We start from the raw sequence: 23644 nt of genomic DNA, 5'->3' as shown, positions 1-23644 counted from the left end.
GCGGCACACCGAACATCGGCTCACGGCCCTGGCCTTGACCAGGCCAAGGACATGGCAGCCGCGTTCGCGGCGAGCACCGGCATCGGGGCCCGAGCCGTGATCGCCATCGACGACTCGGAGCTGCCTTCCGAGCACCCCGTGTCGAACCACGCGAGGGGCGGGCCGTCCCCGACCGCGAGATTGAAGGCGTGCGACAGGCACGTGCACACCGGGCGCACTGGTCCGCCGGAGGCCCAGCCGTTCGTGGACAGGAGCCGGTTCTGCAGGCGGGCCAGGGCGAACACGACAAGCATCTGTCCCTGACGCGGAAAGTGTCTGAACGTCCCCGAACGCAGATGACTGTGACGGGGCGCGGTGGACTCACAGGCGAGATGGGCCAGGGCAGACCGACGGGGTGGCTGGCCCAAACGCGAGTTGCTGCCCCGGCGGGGCGTGCGGCAGGCGTCCTTGGTCACAGCCCGCAGGAGCCGCGGTCGAGGTGGAAGTAGCGGGCGTTGGCCCAGCGGCACAGCCGGATACCTATGGTGACGCCGACGATGGTGACCAGGGCGGGCAGGTATCCGCTGGCGACCTGGACGATCGGGATTGCCGGGCACCCTCCGGAGATCGCCCAGCCCGTGCCGAACAGCACGGCGCCGGGGATCACGCCGGCGTGGATGCGCCCCGGGGTGCGGCGGACGCGTAGCAGAGCGAATGCGCAGACGATGATCAGGACGGCGCCGGCGAAGGAGAGCAGCATGCGCAGGTCCTGGAAGGTGAACATGCGGTTCAGCTCCGTGTAGTCGCCGAAGCCGATGTTGGAGACGGTATAGCCGAGAGTGAGGCCGGTGACGATGTTGGCCATCAGAATCGCGCCCCGAGTACGCATCAGATCACCTTCCACAGCAGGAACGACACCGCGACGGCGGTGCCGAAGAACACGGCGGTCGCGACGAGGCTGACCGGGCGCAGACGGCCGCAGCCGTTGAGTCCGTGGCCGGAGCTGCACCCACCGGCCAGCCGAGTGCCGAAGCCGACCAGCACGCCTCCGACGAACAGCAGGACGATCATGGCGGCCGGGTTTGCGGTGACCACGTTCCGGAATCCCGGGCCCATGTCGAAGCGGAGGTGGAACCGGCCGGAGGTGACCGCGGCGATCAATCCACCGAGGAAAATCGATACCAGCAGGGCAGCCTGGGTAACCAGCGGGGCCGGGCCGGGGCTCGTGCCCGAGATGTCCTCACTCACCGCCGGTTCGACGTCCGTTTCGACCAGTTGTGACGACCCGTACGGAACCGACGGCACGGCGGGTGCGACGGGGCTGCTGCCGAAGTGCTCCGCCGTAGCCGCGGCGAGAGCGTCAGCGAGTGCGCGCTCGTCGGTGAACTCCTCGTCCATCCGCTCCAGGCGGCGCTCCCTGCGCCAGTGCAACACGCGATCCCACGCGGACGACACCCCGAAAGACCGGTCTGTGGCGAGGGCGTAGTTGATGGTGATCAGAGCGAGCCCGGCAGCGCCGGCCCACCAGGGCCAGTAGCCACTCATGCGGGGCCTCCCATCCATTCGGTGAATCGAGCCCACCAGCCGCGCTTCGAGCTGGGCTCTTGCCCCGCGTGTCGAGATGGGCGGCCCGGAGGCTGGGGAAACGGTGGGGATGGTGACGGTCGGTAATGCGGGACCGGTATCGTCGGAGATGCCGCCCCGAACTGAGCCATGGTCTCCGGTGCCGCGGTCACAGGTTCTGACGGCTCTGGCGGCCGAGCCGGTGCCGGCTGCGACCAGGATGCGTTCTCCGGCGGCCAGGGATTGTGTTGCGGTGGAGGAGCCTGCTGGGGTCCCTGCACTGGGCCGGCGACCGGACCGGTCCTGACCGCTGGCCGCGTCTTCAAGGTGCCGCGCACGGGCACCGTTGGGCAGCAGACTGATCGGCACACGCTCGCCGGTGAGTGACACCTGGTAGCGCGCACAGCCGAGCCACTGATCCTCGCTGTCGCAGTAGTAGTCACGCCAGCCTTGCAAGCTCGCCCTGAGCAAGGGGAAAAGGGGGCATCCTGCGACGTGCGAGCAACTCACGTTGCTCCCTTCTGACCGGCGCACACCACCCGTTCCGTGAGGGCGGTTGCCGTTCTCGGTCTCTTGCCCTCGCCACGCCCTGGCCGACGATTTCGAAAAGACGCGGTGACGGCCTGTCATAATACGAAGCAGTGCCCTCCATTCCTTCGGCCGGGCGAGATGGAATCACTGTTTCGGGGTCCCGAGCAACCTCAGGGCGTATTCCGACTGTGACTGCTTGACATCGCCGAGTGATGTATGCCACGCGAGACTTATACCCTATGTCTCGTATGACTGGATATTCGCGGCCGATGTCGAGGCCGCTTTGAGTGTGACACGCCCTCCTGGTCGGCCCGCCCGGTGGCGCGAGTCAGTTGTTCGTGGAAACGGTGTACGTACAGACATTGGTTGTGACGGCATTGTGAATTCGACTGTGACGAAACTGTTGATATTACTGGTCGTTAGTAATGGTGCCAGCGAAGGGGAATCATGTGCCGACGTACTGTCTGCCAGTCATGCCGGAAGGTGACCTATGAGGGCTGCGGGAGACACGTGGAGCAAGTGCTCGCCGACGTGCCAACAACCCAGCGGTGCATGTGTGAGTCGGCGGAGCCCAAGCCTGTGCGCACAGGGGAGCCGGTGACTCGAACGGGGCCGGATCCGGCCCGACCGGGCGGGACGGTGCGACTCACCCATGTTCCTCGACGCCTGGACAGTTCACCGGGCCGATCGAAGGATGGCTGGTGGGCCCGGCTCATCGCGTGGATGAAAAGCCCAGCATGAAGTAAAATCACGCTCCGGCACCGGGGGCGCCTGCACCAGTCTGAGCAGGCGGGTCCGGCCTGCGGCCAGCCGCAGGCGGCGGCGCAGGCGTGCGTCGGACAGCCTCCGACCGCGATCGACCGAAGCCAGTTCGACAGGCCGATGCTGGAGCGGCGGTGCCGTTCGGTCGGTCCGCCGACCTACTCCGTCCTGTACATCACCGGCGACACGTCGGCGACCGCCCTGTCACCGAGCGGGAGCGCGGTGGGCACGGTACTGCTCGTCGAGTTCCTCTTCACCTTCGCCCTGGCCTACGTCATGCTCAATGTCGCGACGAGCGCGGACCGCCCCCACAACGGCTTCTACGGAGTCGCCAGGCGAGCGCCCCGGCCACAGCCTCGAACGCGCCTGGCCCAATACCGGGAATAGGCCGACACGGCCCCTCTTTCTGCCGGTTTCCGCGACGTCTGCGGAGCCCGGTGGTCGATTCGGGGCCACCAGGGCGTCTTCGTCCTCGGTCGGCAGGCGCTCGTCCGCGTCGCTGGCCGCAAGCGGACCACCTCGGCTGATCCGGGGCATCGGATGCCCGTGGGGTCCCCCCCTCCTGGCCGACACGTGCCCCCGAGTGTCACGGCGCGTCAGACCGCACCGTCACGACCTGTCTCGTCGGCCCGATGTCCGGCACCAGGCGGAGCCGCCTCACCGGGCAGGCCTTCGCTGGTGACGAAGTAGAAGATGGGGAGGAGGACGAACACGGCGATCGCCAGCAGCGGTGCGATGAGCACTCCCAGAAGCCCGGCCACGGTGTAGGCGAGGACACCGGCCCAGGAACGAAGCCGCCCGTGCCGCACGTACGTGTCCTCCACATCCGGGTCCAGCAGTTCGGGCCTGCGGCAGATCTGTTGGTAGAAGGCCACCCAGCTCAGGCACATCGCCGCGGCAATGCCGGCGTACAGAGCGACGGCCACCCGCGCGTCCACGCCCATGGGATCTGCCTGCAGCGCGTCCGCCACCACCGCGGTCGGAAAGGACAACAACCCGGTGGTGAGCAGCAGAAACAGGTTGGCGGCATGCAGCCCGCGATCCATGGTCCTGATACGGACGAAGGCCTGGTGGTGGTTGAGCCAGATCACCGCGACGTAGCCGAAGGACGCCAGGTAGCCGAGATAGGCAGGCCACTGAGCCAACAGGGCCTGGCCAAGGCCGCCCGGTTTGTGCGGAGGGTCGGCGAGATTGAGAACGAGAAGCGTGACGGCGATGGCGAACACACCGTCGCTGAAGGCCTCGGCCCGTGTGGTCTCGGAACGTGAGAACTTGCGGGGATGGGTGCGGGACAAGCCGACTCCTGACGTACTGCCACATGTCGCTCACAAGTATCCGTGCGCTGCCTCCTTCACCGCGTCCGCCGAGCAGGGCCTTGTGCACCTCTGGGCGCCAAGAAGGCTCGAGTGATGAAGGCGACAGGCTCATGTGGTTCGGTCGCTGGGCCCCGATGCCCGGCTCCGGGCGCTGGTACGTGACCCCCAGCTAGGAACCGCACGGAATTTGGCCCGCCAAGGCGTAGAAGTCATGGCCGGATCCCTGAACGATCCCGAGTCGCTCGCCGCGGCGATGAGCGGGGGCGGGCGTCTTCGCGATGACCACCCCCTTCGAGGCCGTTGTGGAGGCGGAAACTGCGTCAGGGTTGAACGGTCCTGGCCGTCGTCGGCGAAAAGGGCGTGCCCCCATCTCGTGTGTAGCGCGGTCACCGGCGCCGGTCAGGAAAGCGGCCCACCGCATTTCGACAGCAAGACGCGGATCGAAGTCGAGCCGTTCCCCAGGGATGTGTCCTATACGATCCTGGAGCCGACGTATTTCTTCGACAACGCTCCGGGCGATGCGGAGCCCATCCTCAACGGTGTTCTCGATCTGACGCTTTCCCCCGACCGGCCGTTGCAGCAGCTGACCAGCCCCGACCTCGGTGCGTTCACGCGTCGACATTCCCGCGCTGCACGACGCTCATCCAGAAATCCCCTGGACCGGCTTCGCCGACTGGGCGCGCCGCACGTTCGGTGGAGGGGACGAACAGTGCGCTGGTGGACTTCCACGCGTGCAGCGAAAGACAACTGTCTCGCGTAGCCGTCGCTGCCGTAGCAATGGCGCCTGGAAACGACCATTGCGGAACATTCGAGTGGAGGTCTTCGTGAAATCCCAGACGAAGCCCCTTTTGGAAATATACAGGTGGCAGGCCGACGCCGCGTGCCGTGGCATGGACAGCTCCGTCTTCTTCTCACCCACCGGTGAGCGGGGCGATGCACGCCGACGGCGCGAAGAGGCAGCACGTGCGATCTGCAGGTCCTGCCCGGTCAGTTCCCCCTGTGGTCTCTTCGCCGAGACCTCTCGCCAGGCCGACGACGTCTGGGACGGTCTCACCGAGGCGGAACGGCAGGAGAAGGGCCCGGGACGTCCGTCGCCACTGAGGCGTCCAGCAGCCCACGGGGGGCGAACTTCCACCGTTATCTGTCATCGGGATGACCGGCATCAAGATCCATCGCACTCGACCGGGGAAGCGACAGGAGGTGTCGCGCGCTTGGTCGCGCCGCGACCGGCGCCCCCGGCTAGCTGGTCGCGCTGCTGGCCGTCGCCTTCGGCATGACCGTCGCAACCTTGCGCCGACCGGCGGTAGTTGGCTCGAGGCGGCGAAGGTCGGTGGGGCCGCCGGGGACCCGGGCTGCTTCTCCGCCTGACACGGCATGGTGGGAGCGCCCCACCGCACTCATGGAACCCGCGTGACCTGGCCCGGTTGCCCCTGACAGTCCTCTGCCAGGGGCAACCGGGAGTTTTATGGGACTCCCGGCCTGTGTCCGGGTCGTCCCCCGGACTCAGGCCGTGTGCAGAGCCGCGTGCAGTGTGCGCACCGCGATGGTGATGGCGGCCTCGGCCGCGTGGGTGCCGCGCAGCGCGTTGAGCATCACGAAGTCGTGGATGATGCCCTGGAAACGGACCGCGGTGACCGGCACGCCCGCCTCGCGCAGCTTGTTGGCGTAGGCCTCGCCCTCGTCGCGCAGCACATCCGCCTCACCGGTGATGACCAGCGCCGGCGGCAGATCCTTCAACTGCTCGGTCGTGGCGCGCAGCGGTGAGGCGGTGATCTCGGCGCGCTCGGCCTCGTCGGTCGTGTACTGGTCCCAGAACCACTGCATGCCGTCCCGGCGCAGGAAGTAGCCGGTGGCGAACCGGTGGTACGACGGGGTGTCGAAGTTCGCGTCCGTGACCGGGTAGAACAGCACCTGCTGGACCAGCGGGATGCCGCCGCGCTCCTTGGCCATCAGGGTCAGCGCGGCCGTCATGTTGCCGCCGACCGAGTCGCCGGCCACCGCCAGCCGCGTGCCGTCCAGCCCCTTGGTCGCGCCCTGTTCCACGACCCACTGCGCGACGGCGAAGTTCTGCTCGATGGCGACCGGGTAGCGGGCCTCGGGCGACAGGTCGTACTCGGGGAAGACGACCGCGGCGTTGGCGCCGACGGCGAGTTCGCGTACCAGGCGGTCGTGGGTGTGGGCGTTGCCGAAGACCCAGCCCGCGCCGTGGATGTAGAGGATCACCGGCAGGGTTCCCTCGGCGCCCGCGGGGCGGACGATCCGGGCGCGGACGGTGCCCGTCGGACCGCCGGAGACGGTGATCCACTCCTCGTCGATCGCCGGCTTGTCGATCTCGCCGGACTGCACCTCGTCGACCGCCTTGCGGCCCTCCGCCGGGGCCAGGTCGAAGAGGTAGGGCGGGTTGGCGGTCGCCTGGGCGAACTCGGCTGCCGCGGGTTCCAGCACCGGGTCGACCGGCGCGAAGGCGTCAGACATGCGCGTCTCCTGGAATTCGTAGGGTACGGCGGTCGTTTCCGGGAATCGATCCGGATCGTCGTGCTGGGCACTCCGGCGCCGCTGCACCGCACGGTAGATGCCCTGCCTGCGCGATGGTTGTCCGCAGGCGCACGTCCGATGTCCCCACAGCGCACGACAGCGCCGGCCGGACGGACGGTCTCCGGAACAGCGATCCCGTGCCGCGCACCCCGTGCGCTGTGGGCAATGTTCCAGTGCGCTGGCAGGACACACGACGGCGCCCACCGCGCCTAGCGTGACGGCGCGACGGTCATGGTTCGCCCGCGCGTTCGACAGATTCGACAGCGAACACCCAACCGTCAAGGCATGTCCCGTCCGTCGCGTTCGTTCGCGGCGGCCATCGAAGTCGCCCATCCCGGAAGGGGTCCTGCACACGTGTCTCCAATGCCGGTCGGCGGACTGGTTCCCCAGGCCACCGACGATGCCGCAGAGCTCGTCGTCCGCAACGCGAGAATCCATACGGGAGACCCGGACCACCCGCAGGCCGAGGCGCTCGCCGTCAAGAACGGTGTCATCACGGTCGTCGGTGCCGACAAGGACGTAGCTGCGCACGTCGGAGCCGCCACGAAGGTGGTGGACGCGCTCGGCCGGCGGGTGATCCCCGGGCTCAACGACGCCCATCTGCACGTCATCCGCGGCGGGCTCAACTACGTACTGGAACTGCGCTGGGACGGTGTTCGCTCGCTGCGCCGGGGCCTGGCCATGCTGCGGGAACAGGCCGCGCGCACCCCCAAGGGCCAGTGGGTGCGGGTGGTGGGAGGGTGGTCGGCCGAGCAGTTCGCCGAACGACGGCTGCCGACCGTCGCGGAACTGAACGCCGCCGCCCCCGACACCCCGGTGTTCGTCCTGCACCTGTACCAGTCCGCGGTCCTCAACCGGGCGGCCGTGAAGGCGGCGGGATTCGACAAGGGCACCCCCGATCCCAGGGGCGGACAGATCGTCCGCGGCCGGGACGGAGAGCCGACGGGCATGCTGCTCGCGGCGCCCGGCGCCCTCATCCTCTACTCGACTCTGGCCAAGGCGCCGGTTCTGGAGGAGGCGGACCAGAAGGTCTCGACCCGGCATTTCCTGCGCGAGCTGAACCGGTTCGGGCTGACCTCGGCGATCGACGCCGCCGGTGGGTTCCAGAACTTCCCCGACAACTACAGCACCGTCATCGAGCTGGCGAAGGCCGGCCAGTTGTCGCTGCGCATCGCCTATCACCTCTTCCCCCAGACCGCGGGCCAGGAGATAGCCGACCTCACCCGCTGGATCGACATGGTGCGTCCCGAGGACGGGGACGCATGGCTGCGGCTCAACGGCGCGGGTGAGAATCTCACCTGGGCGGCGGCGGATTTCGAGAACTTCAACCAGCCGCGTCCGGAACTCGGAGACTATGAGGAGGAATTCGAGAAGGCTGTCCGTCTCCTCATGGAGAACGGCTGGGGATTCAGGCTGCATGCCACCTACGACGAGACCATCCGGCGGGACCTCGCGGTCCTCGAGAAGCTCGCCGCCGAGGGGCTTTTCCCGGCCGGGAACCGCTGGTTGTTCGACCACGCCGAGACCGTGTCCCCGGACAGCCTCGACCGCGTTGCCGCGCTCGGCGGTGCCATGTCCGTCCAGAACCGGCTGTCGTTCCAGGGCGAGGCGTTCCTGCGCCGCTACGGCCCGGGCAGAGCCGCCGAAGCCCCGCCGATCCGGGAGATGCTGGAGCGCGGGCTGACCGTTGCCGCCGGCACGGACGCCACCCGGGTGTCCACCTACAACCCCTGGGTGGCCCTGCACTGGCTGGTGAGCGGCCGCAGCGTCGGCGACCTCGTGCTGCGCCCCCGGAGCAACCGGGTCGACCGGGAGACGGCCCTGCGGATGTTCACCCGGGGCGGCGCCGAGCTGACCGGCGAGCAGGAGGTCAAGGGCGTTCTGCGGCCGGGGTGTTACGCGGACCTCGCGGTGCTGTCCGAGGACTTCTTCACCGTCTCCGAGCCGACGATCGCGCACATCGAGTCGCTGCTCACGGTCACCGGCGGCCGGATCGTCTACGCCGCCGGCGAGTACGAAGGGCTCGACGAGGAACTGCCGTCCGTGAGCCCCGGCTGGAGCCCGGTCGCGCACTTCGGCGGCTACCAGGCGTCCGGGCCGCACCTCGCGGGCGTGCGCCAGGCGGAGTCCCTCGGCGAGGCCGTCGCCGAGTCGGAGCAGCACCGCGAGTGGCGCGTGCGGCGCGGCCAGTTCCCGGACGCCGCCGGCACGCCCTTCGATCCCTGCTTCGCCCTCTAACGCTCCTAGTTCTCGTCGCTCTCCTCGCACTCCCGGAAGGGGCCGGGCCACGAGCCGCCCCCTCCGGGACACCACTCGACGAACCGTCCACCGGGCGGTTTCTGACCCGACGCGGACGCCTGTCCGCGCCGTTACTGATGGAAAGGCACCCTCACATGACCGACATCGCCGAGGTCACCGCGTCCCCCAGCGCCGGCCTGCTGACACCCGACAACTGTGCGGTCCTGTTCGTGGACCACCAGCCGCAGATGTTCTTCGGCACGGGCAGCGGCGACCGCACCGCGATCATCAACTCCACCCTGGGCCTGGCCAAGGCCGCCAAGGTGTTCGACGTGCCGGTGGTGCTGAGCACCGTGGCCGCCGAGTCCTTCTCCGGCCCGATCGTGCCGCAGCTGGCCGATGTCTTCCCCGACCACGAGATCATCGACCGCACCACGATGAACGCCTGGGAGGACGCCGCGTTCGTCGAGGCCGTCAAGGAGACCGGTCGCAGAAAGCTCGTCATAGCCGGTCTGTGGACCGAGGTCTGCGTCGTCCTGCCCGCGCTGTCCGCCCTCGCCCAGGGTTACGAGGTCTACGTGGTCACCGACGCGTCCGGCGGTGTCAGCCCGCAGGCGCACGAACACGCCGTTCAGCGCATGATCCAGGCCGGCGCCGTCCCGGTCACCTGGGTGCAGGTCCTGTTGGAGCTCCAGCGTGACTGGGCCCGCACCGAGACGTACGTGCCGGTCACGGAGGTCGTCAAGGAGCACGGCGGCGCGTACGGCCTCGGTCTGGTCTACGCGCAGGCCGTGATCGGCGCCCACGCCGCCGGCTGACCCCACCGCGTAGGCGAGAAGAACGAGGTCAGGAACAGGTAGGAAGAGATGGATGCTGGACTGCTGGTCCTGCGGCTGGTGGCGGGACTCCTCGTCGCCGGTCACGGAGTGCAGAAGGTGAGCTATCGGCTGGGTGGCCACGGCTTGGCGGGCGGTACCGAGGAGTTCCGTCACGACGGGTTCCGCGGCGGCCGCCTCACGGCGGTCGTGGCGGGTGCCAGTCAGATCGGTGCCGGCCTGTTCCTGGCCGCCGGGCTGCTGACGCCGCTGGCCGCGATGGCGGCCATGGGCGTGATGACGGTCGCGGGCACCGTCAAATGGCCCAAGGGACTGTGGGTGCAGAACGACGGCTACGAGTACCCGATGGTCCTCGTCGTCGTCTCCGCGGCGCTGTCCCTCACCGGGCCCGGCCGGTGGTCCCTCGACCACGTGCTGGGCATCACCCCGTGGCCGCAGTGGATCGTCCTCGCCGCGATCGTGCTCGGCCCTGCCAGCGGGCTGCTGACCCGCCTGGTGCTGCACCGCGTGCCCACCGCGTCGGAAAGGACACCTCATGCGCAGGCTGCTGACTGACGCGGCACGCACCCTGGTGCCGCCCAGGGACGACCGTCACGGGCCGCTGCCTCCCCTGATGCTGACGCTGACCGTGGTCACCGGACTGGTCGACGCGGTGAGCTATCTGGCCCTCGGGCACGTCTTCGTCGCCAACATGACCGGCAACGTGGTGTTCCTCGGATTCGCGATGGCGGGCGCCCCGAACCTGTCCGCGCTCGCCTCCGTCGTCGCGCTGGCGGTGTTCCTCCTCGGCGCGCTGGCCGGCGGCAGGCTGGGTACCCGGTTCGCCGCGCACCGTGGGCACCTGCTGCGGACGTCCACCGCCGCGCAGACGGTCCTGGTCGCCGTCACCGTCGCCGTCACGGCGGTCACCGGCGACCGGGTCACCACCGGTGTCCAGTACACGCTGATCGTGTGTCTCGGGCTCGGCATGGGTCTGCAGAACGCGGTCGCCCGGCGTCTCGGCGTGCCCGACCTCACCACGACCGTACTGACGCTGACCCTCACGGGGCTGGCCGCGGACTCCACCCAGGCGGGCGGCGCGGCACCTCGGCCGGGCCGCCGGATCCTGTCCGTGCTGGCCATGCTGCTCGGCGCGTTCGTGGGCACCGAACTCCTGCTGCACGGCCATCTCGTGCTCACGCTCGGCCTCGCCCTGCTGCTCCTGGCGCTCACCTGCGCGGTGACGCACCGGCTGTCGAGCACCGACGCCGCCTGGATCCGGCCGCCGTCCTGAGCAACCCGCGCCCTGCAGGCCCCGGAGCGAAGTCACTGCGCTCCGGGGCCACATCCCGTGCGCTCCCGGTCAAGAGCCTTTCGCCGGCCGGCGCTACGGTCACTCCCTTCCGTGCCCGCCCCGCACCCGGTCTGGACAACTATGAGCAACGCACCGTCGTCACCGGCACCCGTGGAGACCGACTCCCCGTGGGCACCCCTCGCGGCCCGTGTCTTCCGGGCGCTGTGGATCGCCCAGTTGGTCTCCAACATCGGCAGCTGGATGCAGACGGTGGGCGCCCAGTGGACGCTGGTGGGCCACGGCGCGGCACTGGTGACGCTCGTGCAGACCGCCTCCAGCCTTCCCGTCGTGCTGCTGGCCCTGCCCTCCGGGGTGATCGCCGACCGCTTCGACCGGCGCTCGGTGCTGCTGGCCGCGCAGTTCGCGATGCTCACGGTGTCCGGTGCGCTGGCCGTGCTGGCGTTCACGGACGAGCTGTCACCGACGCTGCTGCTCCTTCTCACCTTCCTGCTGGGGTGCGGTACGGCGCTGATGGGCCCGGCCTGGCAGGCGATCCAGCCGGAGCTGGTGGAGCGCCGGCGGCTCAGTCAGGCCGCGGCGCTGGGCGCGGTGAACGTCAACCTGGCCCGCGCCGTGGGTCCGGCGCTGGGCGGGGCGTTGGTCGCGGCGGCGGGCGCGGGCTGGGTCTTCGCCTTCAACGCTGCCTCGTACCTGGGCATCGCGGCCGTCCTCCTGGTGTGGCGGCGCCCGCCGACGGCCGCCCCCGGCACGGGGAACGAAGGGCTGATGGCCGCCCTGCATGCCGGGCGCCGCTATGTGTGGAACGCGCCCGGCGTGCGCCGGGTCCTGCTGCGTACGCTCCTGTTCATCCCCGGCGGCGCGGCTCTGTGGGCCCTGCTGCCCCTGACGGCGAGCCGCTCCCTGGGCCTCGGCTCGGGCGGATACGGGCTGCTGCTGGGGGCGGTGGGCGTGGGAGCGGTGGCGGGGGCCTTCACGCTGCCCCGCGTGCGCCGCGTGCTGGGGGCCAACGGCACGCTCGCGGCGGGCGCCGTGGTGTTCGCCGGGGTGCTCGCGGTGCTGGCGACGGTCCGTACGCCGTGGCTGGTCGCGGCCGCACTGCTGCCCGGGGGCCTCGCCTGGATCGCCGTGCTGTCCACGCTCAACGCGGCCGTGCAGACACGGCTGCCGGGTTGGGTCCGGGCCCGGGGGCTCGCCGTCTACCTCCTGGTCTTCCAGGGCGGCCAGGCGCTGGCGGCGCCTCTGTGGGGGGCGTTGGCCGGCTGGCTGGGGCTCAGCGGATGTCTGCTGATCGCCGGCGCCGTGATGCTGCTCAGCGCCGCCACCGTGCACCGGTGGCCGCTGCACGACCCCGAGGGGATCAACCCCTCGCCGTCCGACCACTGGCCCGCTCCGCCCCTGGTGTTCGAGCCGGGAGAGGCTGACGGCCCGGTCCTGGTCTCCGTCGTCTACCGGGTCCCCGCGGACAACCGTGCCGAGTTCACGGACCGCATGCACCGCGTGGCCCGGTCCAGGCGCCGTACCGGGGCCCTCACCTGGGGCCTCTACCAGGACGGCAGCGACCCGGAACGCTTCGTCGAGACCTATCTGGTCTCCTCCTGGGCCGAGCACCTCGCCCAGCACCACGTCCGGCTGACGGCCACCGACCGCCGCCACGAGGAACGGGCTCGCGAGCTGCTCACGCCCGGGACCGTCCCCGCGGTGACCCATGCCTTCGACACCACGTCGGGACCCGCGGTACCGCAACGGACTGACGCCGGTGCGCCGGGCTCCGGCGCCTGAGACCACCGCTCGGCGGCCGGCCTGTGGTACCGCCCGAGCAGGGTGGAGCACCGGCCAACGTCTCTGGATTGTCGAGCAGTTGGGCCTGGTCCGGGCTGACGGAGGTCCCTCGGGACAGCAGCGCGGCGCTCCGTGCGGTCGGTGCGACGGCCCCGTCGTGCACGGCCGCCGGGTGCTCGCGCTCCAGCGCGTCGGTCCCCCGGTGGGCAGGTACGTCCGGGGCGGTGCCGACCGCGACCGGCCCCGGCCGCAGGGACGGCGCCCGCGTGTCCGGTTCCAGGGCACGGGCCGACGACTGCTCAGCGGACGCCGCGTGGCCCCGACACCGCGACGGATCACGTCGACCGCGCTGAGCGGCGTGCGCGACGCCCACAGGACGCCGACGGGCCGGGTCATGGGAACCGGCCGTCCCGCCCGCGACGACAGCACGGCCAAGAAAGCCCTGTACCGCGGTCCACGCGCGCTCAGGGGCGGGGAATGGTGCGCAGGTTGGCCCGGGCCAGGTGGACCATGCGTCCGACGCCTCCGCTGAGGACCGTACGGCTCGCGGACAGGGCGAAGCCGCTGAGCTGCTCGGTGGTGATCTTCGGGGGGACGGCCAGCGCGGCGGGGTCGGTGACGACGTCGACCAGCGCGGGGCCGTCATGGGCGAAGGCCTCGCGCAGCGCGTCGCGCACCTCGGCGGGCTTCTCCACCCGGATGCCGAACGCCCCGGCGGCCCTGGCGATGGCGGCGTAGTCGGTGTGCGGGTAGGTGGTGCCGTACGGGAGCAGCCCGTCGACCATCATCTCCAGGTCGACCATGCCGAGGAAGGAGTTGTCGAAGACGGCCACCTTCACCGGCAGGCCGTACTGGACGAGGGTGAGGAAGTCGCCCATCAGCATGGAGAAGCCGCCTCGCCGGAGAGGGAGACGACCTGCCGGCCGCGGTCCAGGAACTGCGCGCCGATCGCCTGAGGCAGCGCGTTGGCCATCGAGCCGTGCACGAAGGACCCGAGGATGCGGCGGCGGCCGTTGGGCGTGAGGTAACGCGCCGCCCACACACAGCACATGCCGGTGTCGACCGTGAACACTGCGTCGTCGGCGGCCACTTCGTCGAGCACCGAGGCCACGTATTCGGGGTGGATCGGGGTGTGCCGCTCGACGTTGCGGGTGTAGGCGTTCACGGCGCCCTCGAGGGCGTGCGCGTGCCGCTCCAGCATGCGGTCGAGGAAGCGGCGGGAGGTCTTCTCCCGCACGGCGGGCGTCAGGCACCGCAGTGTCTCGCCAGCGTCGCCCCAGACGGCCAGGTCGAGTCCGGTACGCCGGCCGAGCCGCTCGGGCTGCACGTCGACCTGTACGGTCCGCACATGGCGGGGCAGGAACTCGGTGTACGGGAAGTCGGTGCCGAGCAGGATCAGCAGTCGCACTCGTGCATGGCCTCGTAGGCCGATCCGTAGCCGAGCAGCCCGGACATGCCGATGTCGTACGGGTTGTCGTACTGAATGTGCTCCTTGCCGCGCAGGGCGTGGCCGACCGGGGCCTTCACCTTCCCCACGAAGGCCATGACCTCCGCGTGGGCGCCCTCGACGCCCCGGCCGCAGAACACCATGACCCGCTCGGCGGCGTCCACGAGTTCCGTGAGCCGGGCGAGTTCCTGGTTCCCCGGGCGAATGGCGGGCAGGTCCAGCGGCATGGCGAGTTCGGGTGCCGCGTCCGGGGAGTCCTCCGCCGCGGTGTCACCGGACAGGGCCACCACGGAGACACCACGCCGCCCGACGGCGTGCTGGATCGCCGTCTGCACCACGCGCGGCATCTGGCGAGGAGAGGAGATCAGCTCCGAATAGTGGCTGCACTCGGCGAAAAGCCGGTCGGGGTGGGTCTCCTGGAAGTAGCCGGTGCCGGTCTCGCCGCTGGGTATGTGCGAAGCGGTGCGCTGCGCGTACAGCCGGCCGCCGGACCCGGCGGCCGGCCGGAGGGGGACGGTCAGCCGAGTTCGGCCTCCAGCCAGCGCAGCACGTCGGGCGTCACCGGGTCCGTGATGTCGGCGAACTCTTCGTGCCGCTTGAGGAACTTGGCCACGTACGGGCAGACGGGCACGATCCGCTTCCCGGACTTCCGCACGTCGGTGAGCGCCTCCTGGACCAGCTGGGAAGCGAGGCCTTGGCCGGCGAAGGCGTCGTCGATCTCGGTGTGGTAGAAGACGCGCTGTTCCCCGCGGTCACGGTAGGCGGTCAGTCCGGCTCGCTTGCCCTCGACCAGGATTTCGTAGCGGTTCCTGGCGTCTGTACGCTCGACGACGGGTGCGGTGGAAGGCTGGCTCACGGGGTGCCTTTCGATGGGGATCAGTGAACCGGTGGATTCCTGCGCGGCTTGATGCTCGCATGGGGCAGGGCAGGCGCGGGAAGTCGGTCTCCGGGATATCCTTCGACGATGCCGAAGCGATCGGAGGATTCTTGCCAGTCCTCGCGGGCTTTGGCAATGTCCTCGTGGCTGCGGCCGATGAAATTCCACCACATCACGATCTCCTCCCCGAACGGCATCCCGCCGAGCAGGACCGTCCGCGCGGGGCCGTCCGAGTCGTTGGTCAGCGTCAGCGTGCCGGGGCCCGGGTGGACGTAGCCCAGTTCGGCGGGGCGCAGCAGGACGTCGCCCAGGCGGACGTCACCCCGGTCGACCAGGAGACCATGCTCGAAGCCGGGATCCACCGCGAAAGTGACCGTCGCGTGGGGCTGGAGCACGATCTCGGCGCCGAGCAGGGGCGTGAAGGTCGGTACCGGTGAGGTGACGCCGCCGAGCGAGCCAAGGAAGACCCTGACCTCCGCCCCGTCGATCCGCACCGGTTCGGGGACGTGGCGCTGGAAGTCGCGTGCGGTGTGCCGGTGCTCCTCGGGCAGCGCCACCCACAGCTGGACGCCGTGCAGGACGGTGGTCCGCGGGGTGGAGACCTCGGAGTGGGCGATGCCGTGCCCGCCGGTCATGAGGTTCAGCTCGCCGGGCCGTACGAAGGCGTGGCTGCCCAGGCTGTCCCGGTGCTCGATCTCCCCGGTGAAGAGCCAGCTGACCGTCTGGAGTCCGGTGTGGGGATGCGGGGCGACATCCATGCCGCCGGTCTCGGAGACATCGTCGGGGCCGTAGTGGTCGGCGAAGCACCAGGCCCCGATCAGCGTGCGGGCACGCTGGGGCAGTGTGCGCCGCACGGTCATGGACCGGGGGCCACCCAGGGGCACGTCGCGCGGGGTCAGTACGTCGACCCGGGGCACCCCGTCCGGTCGCTCGCCTGCCCCGGCCGCGCCGCACCGCACCTCGGCGGGCGTCGTCTCGACATTTCTCATGGTGGGCCGCCTCTCAGCCGAATAATTGTTTCACATTCAACCATTAGGTGGGCGCTCGGGCCATCGAGCACGGTTCTTCGACCGGCAACACCCCGTGCGCTCGCCGGCAATCCTCCCCGGCGGACCCGCCGTACGGTCACCAGCACCGTGGACCGCCGGAACCCGGCGGACGAGCGGAACGGAACAGTCGCAGACAGGAGGCGGTATGACACAGCATCACGCCGGTGCCACGGACGAAGGCCCGATCGTATGCACGACGACGATCCTTGTCACCGTGGCCGGCGATCCACCGGTACCGCTGCCGGCCGAGCTCAGGTACACCGCAGCGGACCCCTACGCCGTGCGCCTGTCCCTGGGCACCCCCTCCGCCGCCTCGGTCGACTGGTTCTTCGCCCGGTCGCTCCTCGCCCGGGGGCTGCGCCGGCCCACCGGGTCCGGGGACGTGACGGTGATCCCACGGCACCGCTGCCATCCGGACACGGTCCGGGTCCTGCTCAGCACCCGGCACGGATCGGCGGCCCTCGAGATCTCGTGCTCCGCCGTCACGGCGTTTCTGCATCACACCGACGCACTGGTACCGCCGAGCACCGTCACACCGATCTGGAACGCATCGTCGAACAACTCACGGCCGGCAGCGAGTGACCCTCCGGCCCGCCCGGGCCGGACCCCCGACCGCCCGCGCCGAACCCGGTGCACTGACGGGCACCTACGCGTGCGCTCCCGGGCAACGCGGCCACCGGTTCGGCACCTAGCGTCGACCGTACTCATCCGTCACCGACATCACAGGAGGCACATCATGACCACCAGCTCCAAGCCCGCCGGCAGTCAGCCGTGGCTGCATCAGAAGGGCGCGGTCATCCAGGAGTTCGGGACCGTCAAGCAGTTCCCCCTCGCCCTGTCCTACGAGGCACGCATGTACTCCTGCCAGCGCCTCAACAGGGTCCTGGCGGACACCCAGATCCTCTACGGCCTCTACAAGAAGCACCACTGGATCATGCGGGGCGCGACCTTCTATCAGCTGCACCTGCTCCTGGACAAGCATGCCGGAGAGCAGCTGGAACTCGTCGACACCCTCGCCGAGCGCGTCCAGACCCTGGGCGGCGTCGCCGTGGGCGACTCCCGGCACGTCGCCGAGATCACGTCGATCCCGCGCCCGCCGGACGGCGTGGAGGAGGTCCCGGCCATGCTCTCGCGGCTGCTGGAGGCCCACGAGATCATCCTGACCGAGGCCCATGACGCGGCCACCCGCACCGCCGAGCTGGGCGACGACGGCACCAACGACCTGCTGGTCTCGCAGATCATCCGCACCGGCGAACTCCAGGCCTGGTTCCTGGCCGAGCACCTGGTCGACACCCCGCTGGTGCGTTCCTGACCCAGGCGGGCCCGCCGACGGCCAGGACCCCGTCGCGACCGCCGCTCCCCTGGAGTACCCATGGCTTCGCCCACCGTCGTCGAACTGTCCCGATGGCAGTTCGCGATCACCGCGATGTTCCACATGACCTTCCCCGCGCTCACCGTGGGGCTCTCCGTGCTGCTCGCCGTCGTCCACACGGTCTACGTCCGCACGGGAAATCCTCTGTACCTGCAGATCTTCCGGTTCTGGAAGAAGATCTTCGCCGTCGGCTTCGGCCTGGGCGTGGTCGCGGGCACGGTGATGACCTTCGAGTTCGGCCTGAACTGGGGCATGTACGCCCACGCGGTCGGTCCGGTCATCGGCGTCACCATCGGCATGGAGGTGATCACGGCCTTCTTCCTGGAGGCGGGCTTCATCGGCCTGATGCTCTACGGGGACGGGCGGATCCGCCCGCGCACCATGGCCCTGGCCAGCTGGATGGTCGCCTTCGGCACCCTGCTGTCCACCACCTGGATCCTGTCGGCCAACAGCTGGATGCAGGACCCGGTCGGCTACGAGAAGGTCGCCGGCCAGTTCCACGCGAAGGACTGGATCAGCATCCTGTTCAATCCCGCCTTCGCCCACCGCTTCCCGCACATGCTGCTGGCCGTACTGATCAGCTCCGCCTGGTTCGTCGGCGGGATCTCCGCCTGGTACCTGGTGAAGAAACGGTCGTCCGCCCAGCCCATGGCCCGCCGCTGTCTGTCCATCGCCCTCGGCGTCCTCGGTGTGCTGATGCCGGTGCAGCTGTACGTCGGAGACGGCACCGCCGTCTTCATGGGACAGCACCAACTCCCCAAGCTGGAGGCGTTCGAGGGCAACTGGAAGAGCGACAACAACGGCTACAACCTGCTCGTCGTCCCCGACACGGGCAAGGGCGAGAACCGGCTGCACGTCGAGATTCCCCGCCTCGGCTCGGTCATCGCCCAGGACCTCAGCGGCAGGACGACGACGCCCGGACTGCTGCAGACCCCGCCCGACGAACGTCCCAACATGTGGACCACGTTCTACGGCTTCCGCGCGATGTACTTCACCGCGCTGCTCATGTTCGGCACGGCCTTCGCGGGCGTGGTCCTGCGCATGCGGCGACGCCTGTTCGACTCGCCGCGCTTCCTGCGGTGGATGGTGTGGATGACGCCGGCCGGGATCGTCGCCATCACCGGCGGCTGGATCGTCGCCGAGACGGGCCGCCAACCGTGGGTCGTATACGGCCAGCTGCGCACCGCGGACGCGGTCTCCCACCTGTCCACCGCCGAAGTCGCCGCGAGCCTCGCCGGCTTCGTCCTGCTCTACGTCACCCTGCTGGCCATCTGGGCCCGCTACATCGTCCGCACGGTCAAGGCCGGCCCCGAGGCACTGCCCACCGGCCCCGCCTCGCCCGATGTCCCGGAGGCCCTCGTTGCTTGAGTACTGCGCTTACGCCCTGGTCCTCTTCTCCCTCGGCATGTACGTCGTCCTCGACGGCTACGACCTCGGCTTGGGCATGCTCAGCCTGGTTGCCAAGCCCGAGCGCCGACGGGAGTACGGCGAGATCGTCGCCACCGCCTGGGACGCCAACGAGAGCTGGCTCATCCTGGTCGGCGTGGTCCTGTGGGCCGGTCTGCCCGGCGCCTACGCCGTGGTGCTGCCCGGCGTCTATCTGCCGCTGATCGTCATGCTGGCCTCGATCATCCTGCGCGGACTGGGCCTGGAGATGCACAGCGCGGCCGGCCGCTACCGGCGGGGCTGGGCCCTGTTGTTCGGCGGGGCCTCGCTCGCGGCCACCGTCTGCCAGGGCCTCGTCCTCGGGGCCGTGCTCACCGGCCCACGGCAGCGGAGCGGAGCCTTCCACGGCGGGGCGTTCGACTGGTTCAACCTCTACGGCGTGCTGTGCGCCCTCGGTCTGGTCGTCGTCTATCTGCTGGCCGGGGCCGCCTGGCTGCAGGACAAGACCGAGGGGTGGTCGCGGCCGGAGGTCCGCCGCACCGGACGGACCCTGCTGCTGGCCACCGTGGTCATGGCGCTCGTGCTCGGCCTGCTGCTGCCGGGCGCCGACCCGCAGCAGTTCCATCTCGGCCAGCCGGTGCGGGCCGTGCTGTTCTGGCTCGCTGTGGGGGTCGCCGCCGTGGCCGGCGCGGTGGCCTGGCACGGCTTCGGCCGCCGTCCCGACTGGCGGCCGTTCGCGGCCGTGGCCACCATGACCGCCAGTGGGCTCCTGGGACTCGCCGCCCTCTCCCTGCCGGTGGTCGTACCACCCGGCCTGACCGTCCATCAGGTGGCGAGCCCGCACTCCTCCCAGGTCTTCCTGGTCCTCGGCGTCGGCCTGTGCATGCCGTTCGTCCTCGCCTACAACATCTACGCGTGGCGGAGTTTCCGCGGCAAGTACAGCGACCCGGTGGAAAGCCCGGTACCGCCGTTGCCCGCCCGGGGCCGGGCGCTTCCGGCCGTACCGGCGCCCACCGGCGCGGCGCGGACGATCGTGCGACGCGCCCTGCTGACCGTGCTCGGCGTCCTGGCCACCGGCCTCTCCCAGGACGTGTTCGGCGGCGTCTCCGACCTGATCGGGCCGATCGGCGTCACGGTGCTGGGCTGCACCGCGCTGGCCGCCTGGATCGTCGGCGACCGCCGTGACGGCCGCGCCGGATACTTCGACGCGGACACCGGGGCGGAGAGCACCTCGTGAACGGCACCTCCGTACTGCTGGACGAACTGGCCGCGGATCGGAGCGACGATCCGGCGCCCGCCAGGCTGAAGGCCTGGGCGGCGGTCGGTCGGCCCGAGCTGCGCCGCGCCGGGATCCTGCGCGGCGCGGCCCAGTCGGGCACGGTCCTGTGGGCGGGCGGGCTCTCCTGGGGTGCGCAACACGGCCTGTCGGCGCTGCACGGCGAACTGCCCGTGACAGCCGTAGTGTTGCCCGCCCTGCTGACCGCTGCCGGACTGGCGCTGCGCGCCGGCCTGCTGGCCGCCGGCGACGCGGCGGCCGCCCGTGGCGCCCGCCTCGTGCGCGAGACATTGCGGCGCCGGATCATCGAGACGGCGCTGCCCGCCCGCGGACCGGCCCGCACCGACCTGGACGAGGCGGCACCCGCCCGAGCGGTCGACGGCGAGGTGGACCAGCTGACCGACTGGCTCACCGGCTATCTGCCCGCACGCACCACCATGCTGCTCGGCAGCGGTCTCGTCCTGGCCGCCATCACCTGGCGCAGTTGGTTCGTCGCGCTGCTCGTCCTGGCCGCAACCCCACTGCTGCCGGCCAACCTGAAGGTCATCGGCCTGGGCACGCAGGGCGCCGTCCGCGCGCAGCTGACCGGGATCCGCACCCATCAGGCCCGGCTCCTGGACCATCTGCGCGGGCTGCCCACCCTGGTCGGGCTCGGCGCGCACGACGAGGCGGCCCAGTCCCTGGAGCGGGACGACCGGGAGGTCGCCCGGCGGACCGAGAAGGTGCTGCGGATCGCCTTTCTGTCGACCGCGTGGGTCGAACTGCTCATCACCGGCACCCTCGCCGTGGTGGCGACCTACTGCGGCCTGGTCCTGCTCGACTACCTGCACCTGCCCCTCGTCCCGAACCGCATGAGCCTGTCCGCGGCGCTGTTCGTCCTGGTGCTGGTGCCCGCCTACTTCGCCCCGGCCCGGGACCTGGCCGCCGGTTACCACGCCCGTGCCCGGGCCGCTGCCGCCGCCGAGCTGCTGGGCGCGGTCCTGGACGCACCCGAGGAGACGGACCCGCCGTCGGCCGCGCCGTTCCGGCCGGCCCGTGATGCAGCACCTCCCGGGGTGCGTCTGGCAGCCGTGACGATCCGTCACCCGGGGCGTGCGGCGCCCGCCCTGGACCGGGTCGATGTGCAGCTCGCACCGGCCGGGTGCCTCGCCGTCATCGGACCGAGCGGTGCGGGCAAGTCCACCCTGCTCGCCGTGGCGGCGGGGCTCATCGCCCCGCACGGGGGACGCGTGCTCCACGTGCTGGACGGACGGGCCGTCCCCGCCGATCCCCGCCGGGTCGCCTGGGTGGGCCAGCCGACGCACCTGCTTCCCGGCACCCTCCGCGAGAACCTCCTCCTGGCCCGGCCCGCCGCGAGCGACGACGACCTGCTGGGGGCCGCCGCCGCCCTCGGCTTCGACGACCTCCTGACCTCGCTGCCGCAGGGACTGGACACCCCGCTGGGTGAACGCGGCACCGGCCTGTCCTCCGGCCAGTCCCAGCAACTGGCCCTCGTCCGGGCGCTGTTGCGGGACGCGTCCATGCTGTGCCTGGACGAACCCACCGCACACCTCGACCCGGAGGCGGAGCAGCGGGTCCTGTCGGCGCTGCGGACTCTGGCCCGCGACCGTACGGTCCTGCTCGCCACCCACAGTCCCGCGCTGCTGCCGCTGGCGGACCAGGTCATCACGCTGGACCACGGGAGGGCCCGATGAACCCAACCGGCACTTGGCGCTTGCTGCGCACGGCGGCTCCGCGCCGCGCCCTGCTGACCGGAATGCTGCTGGCCTCCGCCGCCGAGCTCAGCGGAGCCGCGCTCCTCGGCGTGTCCGGCTGGTTCCTGACGACCTGCGCTGTGGTCACCCTCCAGGCCAACACCACCTGGTCCTGGATGTACCCTTCGGGCGCCGTGCGGACGCTGGCCCTGGCCCGCACCGGACTGCGCTACCTCGAACGCCTCGACAGTCACCGGACGTTGCTGACCGCCACCGTGGCGCTGCGCACCCGGCTGGCCCGTGGCGCGGCCCGCCTCACCCCCCGGGAGCTGCGCGGACAACGCGACGGGACACTGCTCGCCCGGCTCACCTCGGACGTGGAGACCGTCGCGGGTCTGCCCACGGACGTCTGCGCGCCCCTGGCGGCGGCGGTCACCACCGCATGCCTGATCGAGATTCTGCTGCTGTGGGCGATGCCGCTCCTCGGGACGGCCGAGCTGGTGGTCTGGGCGGCGGGCCTGGTCTGCGCGCGGCGAGCCCACCGCCTCGCGCGCGAAGGTCTGGCCACCGCCGCCGCGGCCAGGGCCGCGCTCCGTACCGTGCTGCTCGACAGCCGGGCCGCCTTCGACGAACTGCGTTGCCTGGACGCCGTACCGCAGGCGCGACAGGCGGCGACGACCGCGATGACGGCGGTCGAGTCCGCCGAGTGGGCCACCGCCCGAACCGAACGGCTGGGCCGGCTGGCGCTGCGCCTGCTTGCCGCGGTGGGACAGGCGTCAGTGCTGGTGATCGCGCTGTGCGCCGCCCCGGCGCAGCCCGTCGCCGTCGCGGTGGGGGAGGTGCTGCTGATGGCCGCGGGGTGGGAGCTGCTGGAGCGGCTGCCCCGGCTGCTGCACCTGTTGACCCAGGCCGGTGACGCGGCCGGACGCCTCGCGCCGCTGGCCGCCGGGGAGCCGCCGACGGATCGGCATCGGCGGGCCGCGCGCGGTGTGCGGACGGCCCCGCACGGCCTGGAAACGACCATGCACGGCCTGGAAACCGCCCCGCACAGTGGGGAGACGGCGGCCCACGGCCTGGAAACGGCAGGACTGCCGGTTCCCGGCTCTTGGGCACCCCTCACCATGCCCCTGTCCGGCCCCGGTCCGGTGCTGGTCACCGGGCCCAACGGCAGCGGGAAGTCGACGCTGCTCGGACAGCTCGCCGGGCGGATACCGGCGCCTGCCAGCACGGTCCTCCTCGGCGGCACACCCGTGCAGGAACTGCCGGCCCGGGTCGTCGCCGAGACGATCACCCTGGTCGAGGCCGACGACTGGCTGGCCGACGACACGGTGGCGGGCAACCTCCGTCAGGCCGCCCCCTCGGCCGACACCGCCGACCTGCGGGCCGTACGGGACATGGTCGGTCTCTCCGCCCTGTCGCTCGACACCCCGGTGGGTCCCGGTGGGCGTCTGCTGTCCCAGGGGCAGCGGCGGCGCCTCGCGATCGCGCGTGCCGTGCTGCGGCGGCCGCCGGTGCTCCTGCTGGACGAACCCACCGCCGGTCTGGACCGGCCCACCGCCGAGGCTCTGCTGGCCGCGCTGTTCCGGGCGCTGCCGGAGACCTCGGTGGTGATCGCGATGCAGGAGCAGGACCTCGGTCTGCTCGACCGGCCGCCGACCGCGGTGGTCCGCCTCGGGCGGGCCGGTGACCCTGCCGTCACGGGGCGCGCCG

19 protein-coding genes and 2 pseudogenes are annotated in these 23644 nt (G+C 70.8%); 14 read left to right on the top strand and 7 right to left on the bottom strand.

Translation table 11 applies throughout. From position 1 onward, the window contains the following. Positions 1-451: 451 nt before the first annotated feature. Positions 452-868, bottom strand: a complete 417-nt coding sequence (locus ACWDEN_RS41465; RefSeq protein ID WP_351622614.1) for a YeeE/YedE thiosulfate transporter family protein — start codon at positions 866-868, stop codon at positions 452-454. Continuing rightward, positions 868-1524 carry a YeeE/YedE family protein gene (locus ACWDEN_RS41460; RefSeq protein WP_351622617.1) on the bottom strand — a complete coding sequence of 219 codons (657 nt, stop codon included), beginning with the start codon at positions 1522-1524 and terminating at the stop codon, positions 868-870. The genes ACWDEN_RS41465 and ACWDEN_RS41460 overlap by 1 nt, the downstream gene beginning before the upstream one ends. A 1431-nt stretch (positions 1525-2955) precedes the next feature. On the opposite strand from ACWDEN_RS41460, the gene ACWDEN_RS41455 reads away from it, so the two are divergent. Beyond that, positions 2956-3222, top strand: coding sequence for a hypothetical protein (locus ACWDEN_RS41455; protein WP_351623395.1), 267 nt, complete (start codon positions 2956-2958; stop codon positions 3220-3222). A 209-nt stretch (positions 3223-3431) separates the two neighbouring features. Here ACWDEN_RS41455 and ACWDEN_RS41450 read toward each other — a convergent pair whose 3' ends face one another. Next, entirely contained in the window at positions 3432-4130 is a 699-nt protein-coding gene (locus ACWDEN_RS41450) for a TMEM175 family protein (RefSeq protein WP_351623396.1), read from the bottom strand. Between the two features lie 133 nt (positions 4131-4263). Between ACWDEN_RS41450 and ACWDEN_RS41445 the strand changes: the two genes are divergently transcribed. Together ACWDEN_RS41445 and ACWDEN_RS41440 are read left to right on the top strand one after the other, a co-directional pair. Beyond that, complete coding sequence (locus ACWDEN_RS41445; RefSeq protein WP_450863116.1) at positions 4264-4911, top strand: NmrA family NAD(P)-binding protein; 648 nt, start codon at positions 4264-4266, stop codon at positions 4909-4911. Then, positions 4883-5428, top strand: coding sequence for a WhiB family transcriptional regulator (locus ACWDEN_RS41440; protein WP_450863114.1), 546 nt, complete (start codon positions 4883-4885; stop codon positions 5426-5428). Before ACWDEN_RS41445 ends, ACWDEN_RS41440 begins: the two co-directional genes overlap by 29 nt. 226 nt (positions 5429-5654) lie before the next feature. On the opposite strand, the gene ACWDEN_RS41435 is transcribed toward ACWDEN_RS41440, so the two are convergent. Beyond that, positions 5655-6626 carry an alpha/beta hydrolase gene (locus tag ACWDEN_RS41435; RefSeq protein ID WP_351605209.1) on the bottom strand — a complete coding sequence of 324 codons (972 nt, stop codon included), beginning with the start codon at positions 6624-6626 and terminating at the stop codon, positions 5655-5657. 423 nt (positions 6627-7049) lie between these two features. Between ACWDEN_RS41435 and ACWDEN_RS41430 the strand changes: the two genes are divergently transcribed. The 5 genes from ACWDEN_RS41430 to ACWDEN_RS41410 all read left to right on the top strand — a co-directional run bounded on the left by ACWDEN_RS41430 (position 7050) and on the right by ACWDEN_RS41410 (position 12833). Continuing rightward, positions 7050-8924 carry an amidohydrolase gene (locus ACWDEN_RS41430; RefSeq protein ID WP_351605413.1) on the top strand — a complete coding sequence of 625 codons (1875 nt, stop codon included), beginning with the start codon at positions 7050-7052 and terminating at the stop codon, positions 8922-8924. A 155-nt stretch (positions 8925-9079) separates the two neighbouring features. Next, complete coding sequence (locus ACWDEN_RS41425; RefSeq protein WP_351605211.1) at positions 9080-9742, top strand: hydrolase; 663 nt, start codon at positions 9080-9082, stop codon at positions 9740-9742. Between the two features lie 48 nt (positions 9743-9790). After that, entirely contained in the window at positions 9791-10315 is a 525-nt protein-coding gene (locus tag ACWDEN_RS41420; protein ID WP_351605214.1) for a DoxX family protein, read from the top strand. Further along, positions 10296-11033: a YoaK family protein gene (locus ACWDEN_RS41415; RefSeq protein WP_351605217.1), complete on the top strand. Its 738-nt coding sequence runs from the start codon at positions 10296-10298 to the stop codon at positions 11031-11033. The genes ACWDEN_RS41420 and ACWDEN_RS41415 overlap by 20 nt, the downstream gene beginning before the upstream one ends. Positions 11034-11174: 141 nt before the next feature. Continuing rightward, positions 11175-12833 (top strand): MFS transporter, encoded by a 1659-nt coding sequence (locus ACWDEN_RS41410; RefSeq protein WP_450863111.1) that lies wholly within the window; start codon positions 11175-11177, stop codon positions 12831-12833. Between the two features lie 464 nt (positions 12834-13297). Here the strand turns inward: ACWDEN_RS41410 and ACWDEN_RS41405 are convergent. The 3 genes and pseudogenes from ACWDEN_RS41405 to ACWDEN_RS41395 all read right to left on the bottom strand — a co-directional run bounded on the left by ACWDEN_RS41405 (position 13298) and on the right by ACWDEN_RS41395 (position 16146). Further along, positions 13298-14903, bottom strand: a pseudogene (locus ACWDEN_RS41405) (thiamine pyrophosphate-dependent enzyme). Beyond that, positions 14798-15136, bottom strand: a complete 339-nt coding sequence (locus ACWDEN_RS41400; RefSeq protein ID WP_351605222.1) for a GNAT family N-acetyltransferase — start codon at positions 15134-15136, stop codon at positions 14798-14800. The pseudogene ACWDEN_RS41405 and the gene ACWDEN_RS41400 overlap by 106 nt, the downstream one beginning before the upstream one ends. Before the next feature lie 20 nt (positions 15137-15156). Then, positions 15157-16146 carry a pirin family protein gene (locus ACWDEN_RS41395; protein ID WP_351605225.1) on the bottom strand — a complete coding sequence of 330 codons (990 nt, stop codon included), beginning with the start codon at positions 16144-16146 and terminating at the stop codon, positions 15157-15159. 205 nt (positions 16147-16351) lie between these two features. On the opposite strand from ACWDEN_RS41395, the pseudogene ACWDEN_RS41390 reads away from it, so the two are divergent. The 6 genes and pseudogenes from ACWDEN_RS41390 to ACWDEN_RS41365 all read left to right on the top strand — a co-directional run. Next, positions 16352-16669, top strand: a pseudogene (locus ACWDEN_RS41390) (SsgA family sporulation/cell division regulator); the annotation flags it as partial. A gap of 273 nt (positions 16670-16942) precedes the next feature. Continuing rightward, positions 16943-17518 (top strand): Dps family protein, encoded by a 576-nt coding sequence (locus tag ACWDEN_RS41385; protein WP_351605231.1) that lies wholly within the window; start codon positions 16943-16945, stop codon positions 17516-17518. 60 nt (positions 17519-17578) lie between these two features. Continuing rightward, the gene (locus ACWDEN_RS41380) at positions 17579-18946 is read left to right on the top strand and encodes a cytochrome ubiquinol oxidase subunit I (RefSeq protein ID WP_351605233.1); all 1368 of its coding nucleotides are present in this window, start codon (positions 17579-17581) and stop codon (positions 18944-18946) included. Continuing rightward, positions 18939-20201 (top strand): cytochrome d ubiquinol oxidase subunit II, encoded by a 1263-nt coding sequence (locus ACWDEN_RS41375; RefSeq protein WP_450863108.1) that lies wholly within the window; start codon positions 18939-18941, stop codon positions 20199-20201. Before ACWDEN_RS41380 ends, ACWDEN_RS41375 begins: the two co-directional genes overlap by 8 nt. Further along, positions 20198-21934, top strand: a complete 1737-nt coding sequence (locus tag ACWDEN_RS41370) for an ABC transporter ATP-binding protein/permease (protein ID WP_351605239.1) — start codon at positions 20198-20200, stop codon at positions 21932-21934. The genes ACWDEN_RS41375 and ACWDEN_RS41370 overlap by 4 nt, the downstream gene beginning before the upstream one ends. Then, positions 21931-23644: ATP-binding cassette domain-containing protein (locus tag ACWDEN_RS41365; protein ID WP_450863105.1), on the top strand; the 1714-nt coding region annotated here is incomplete at its 3' end. The genes ACWDEN_RS41370 and ACWDEN_RS41365, both read left to right, overlap by 4 nt.

Source organism: Streptomyces sp. NPDC001153 (assembly GCF_053598315.1).
This window is presented reverse-complemented; position numbering and strand designations above follow the sequence as displayed.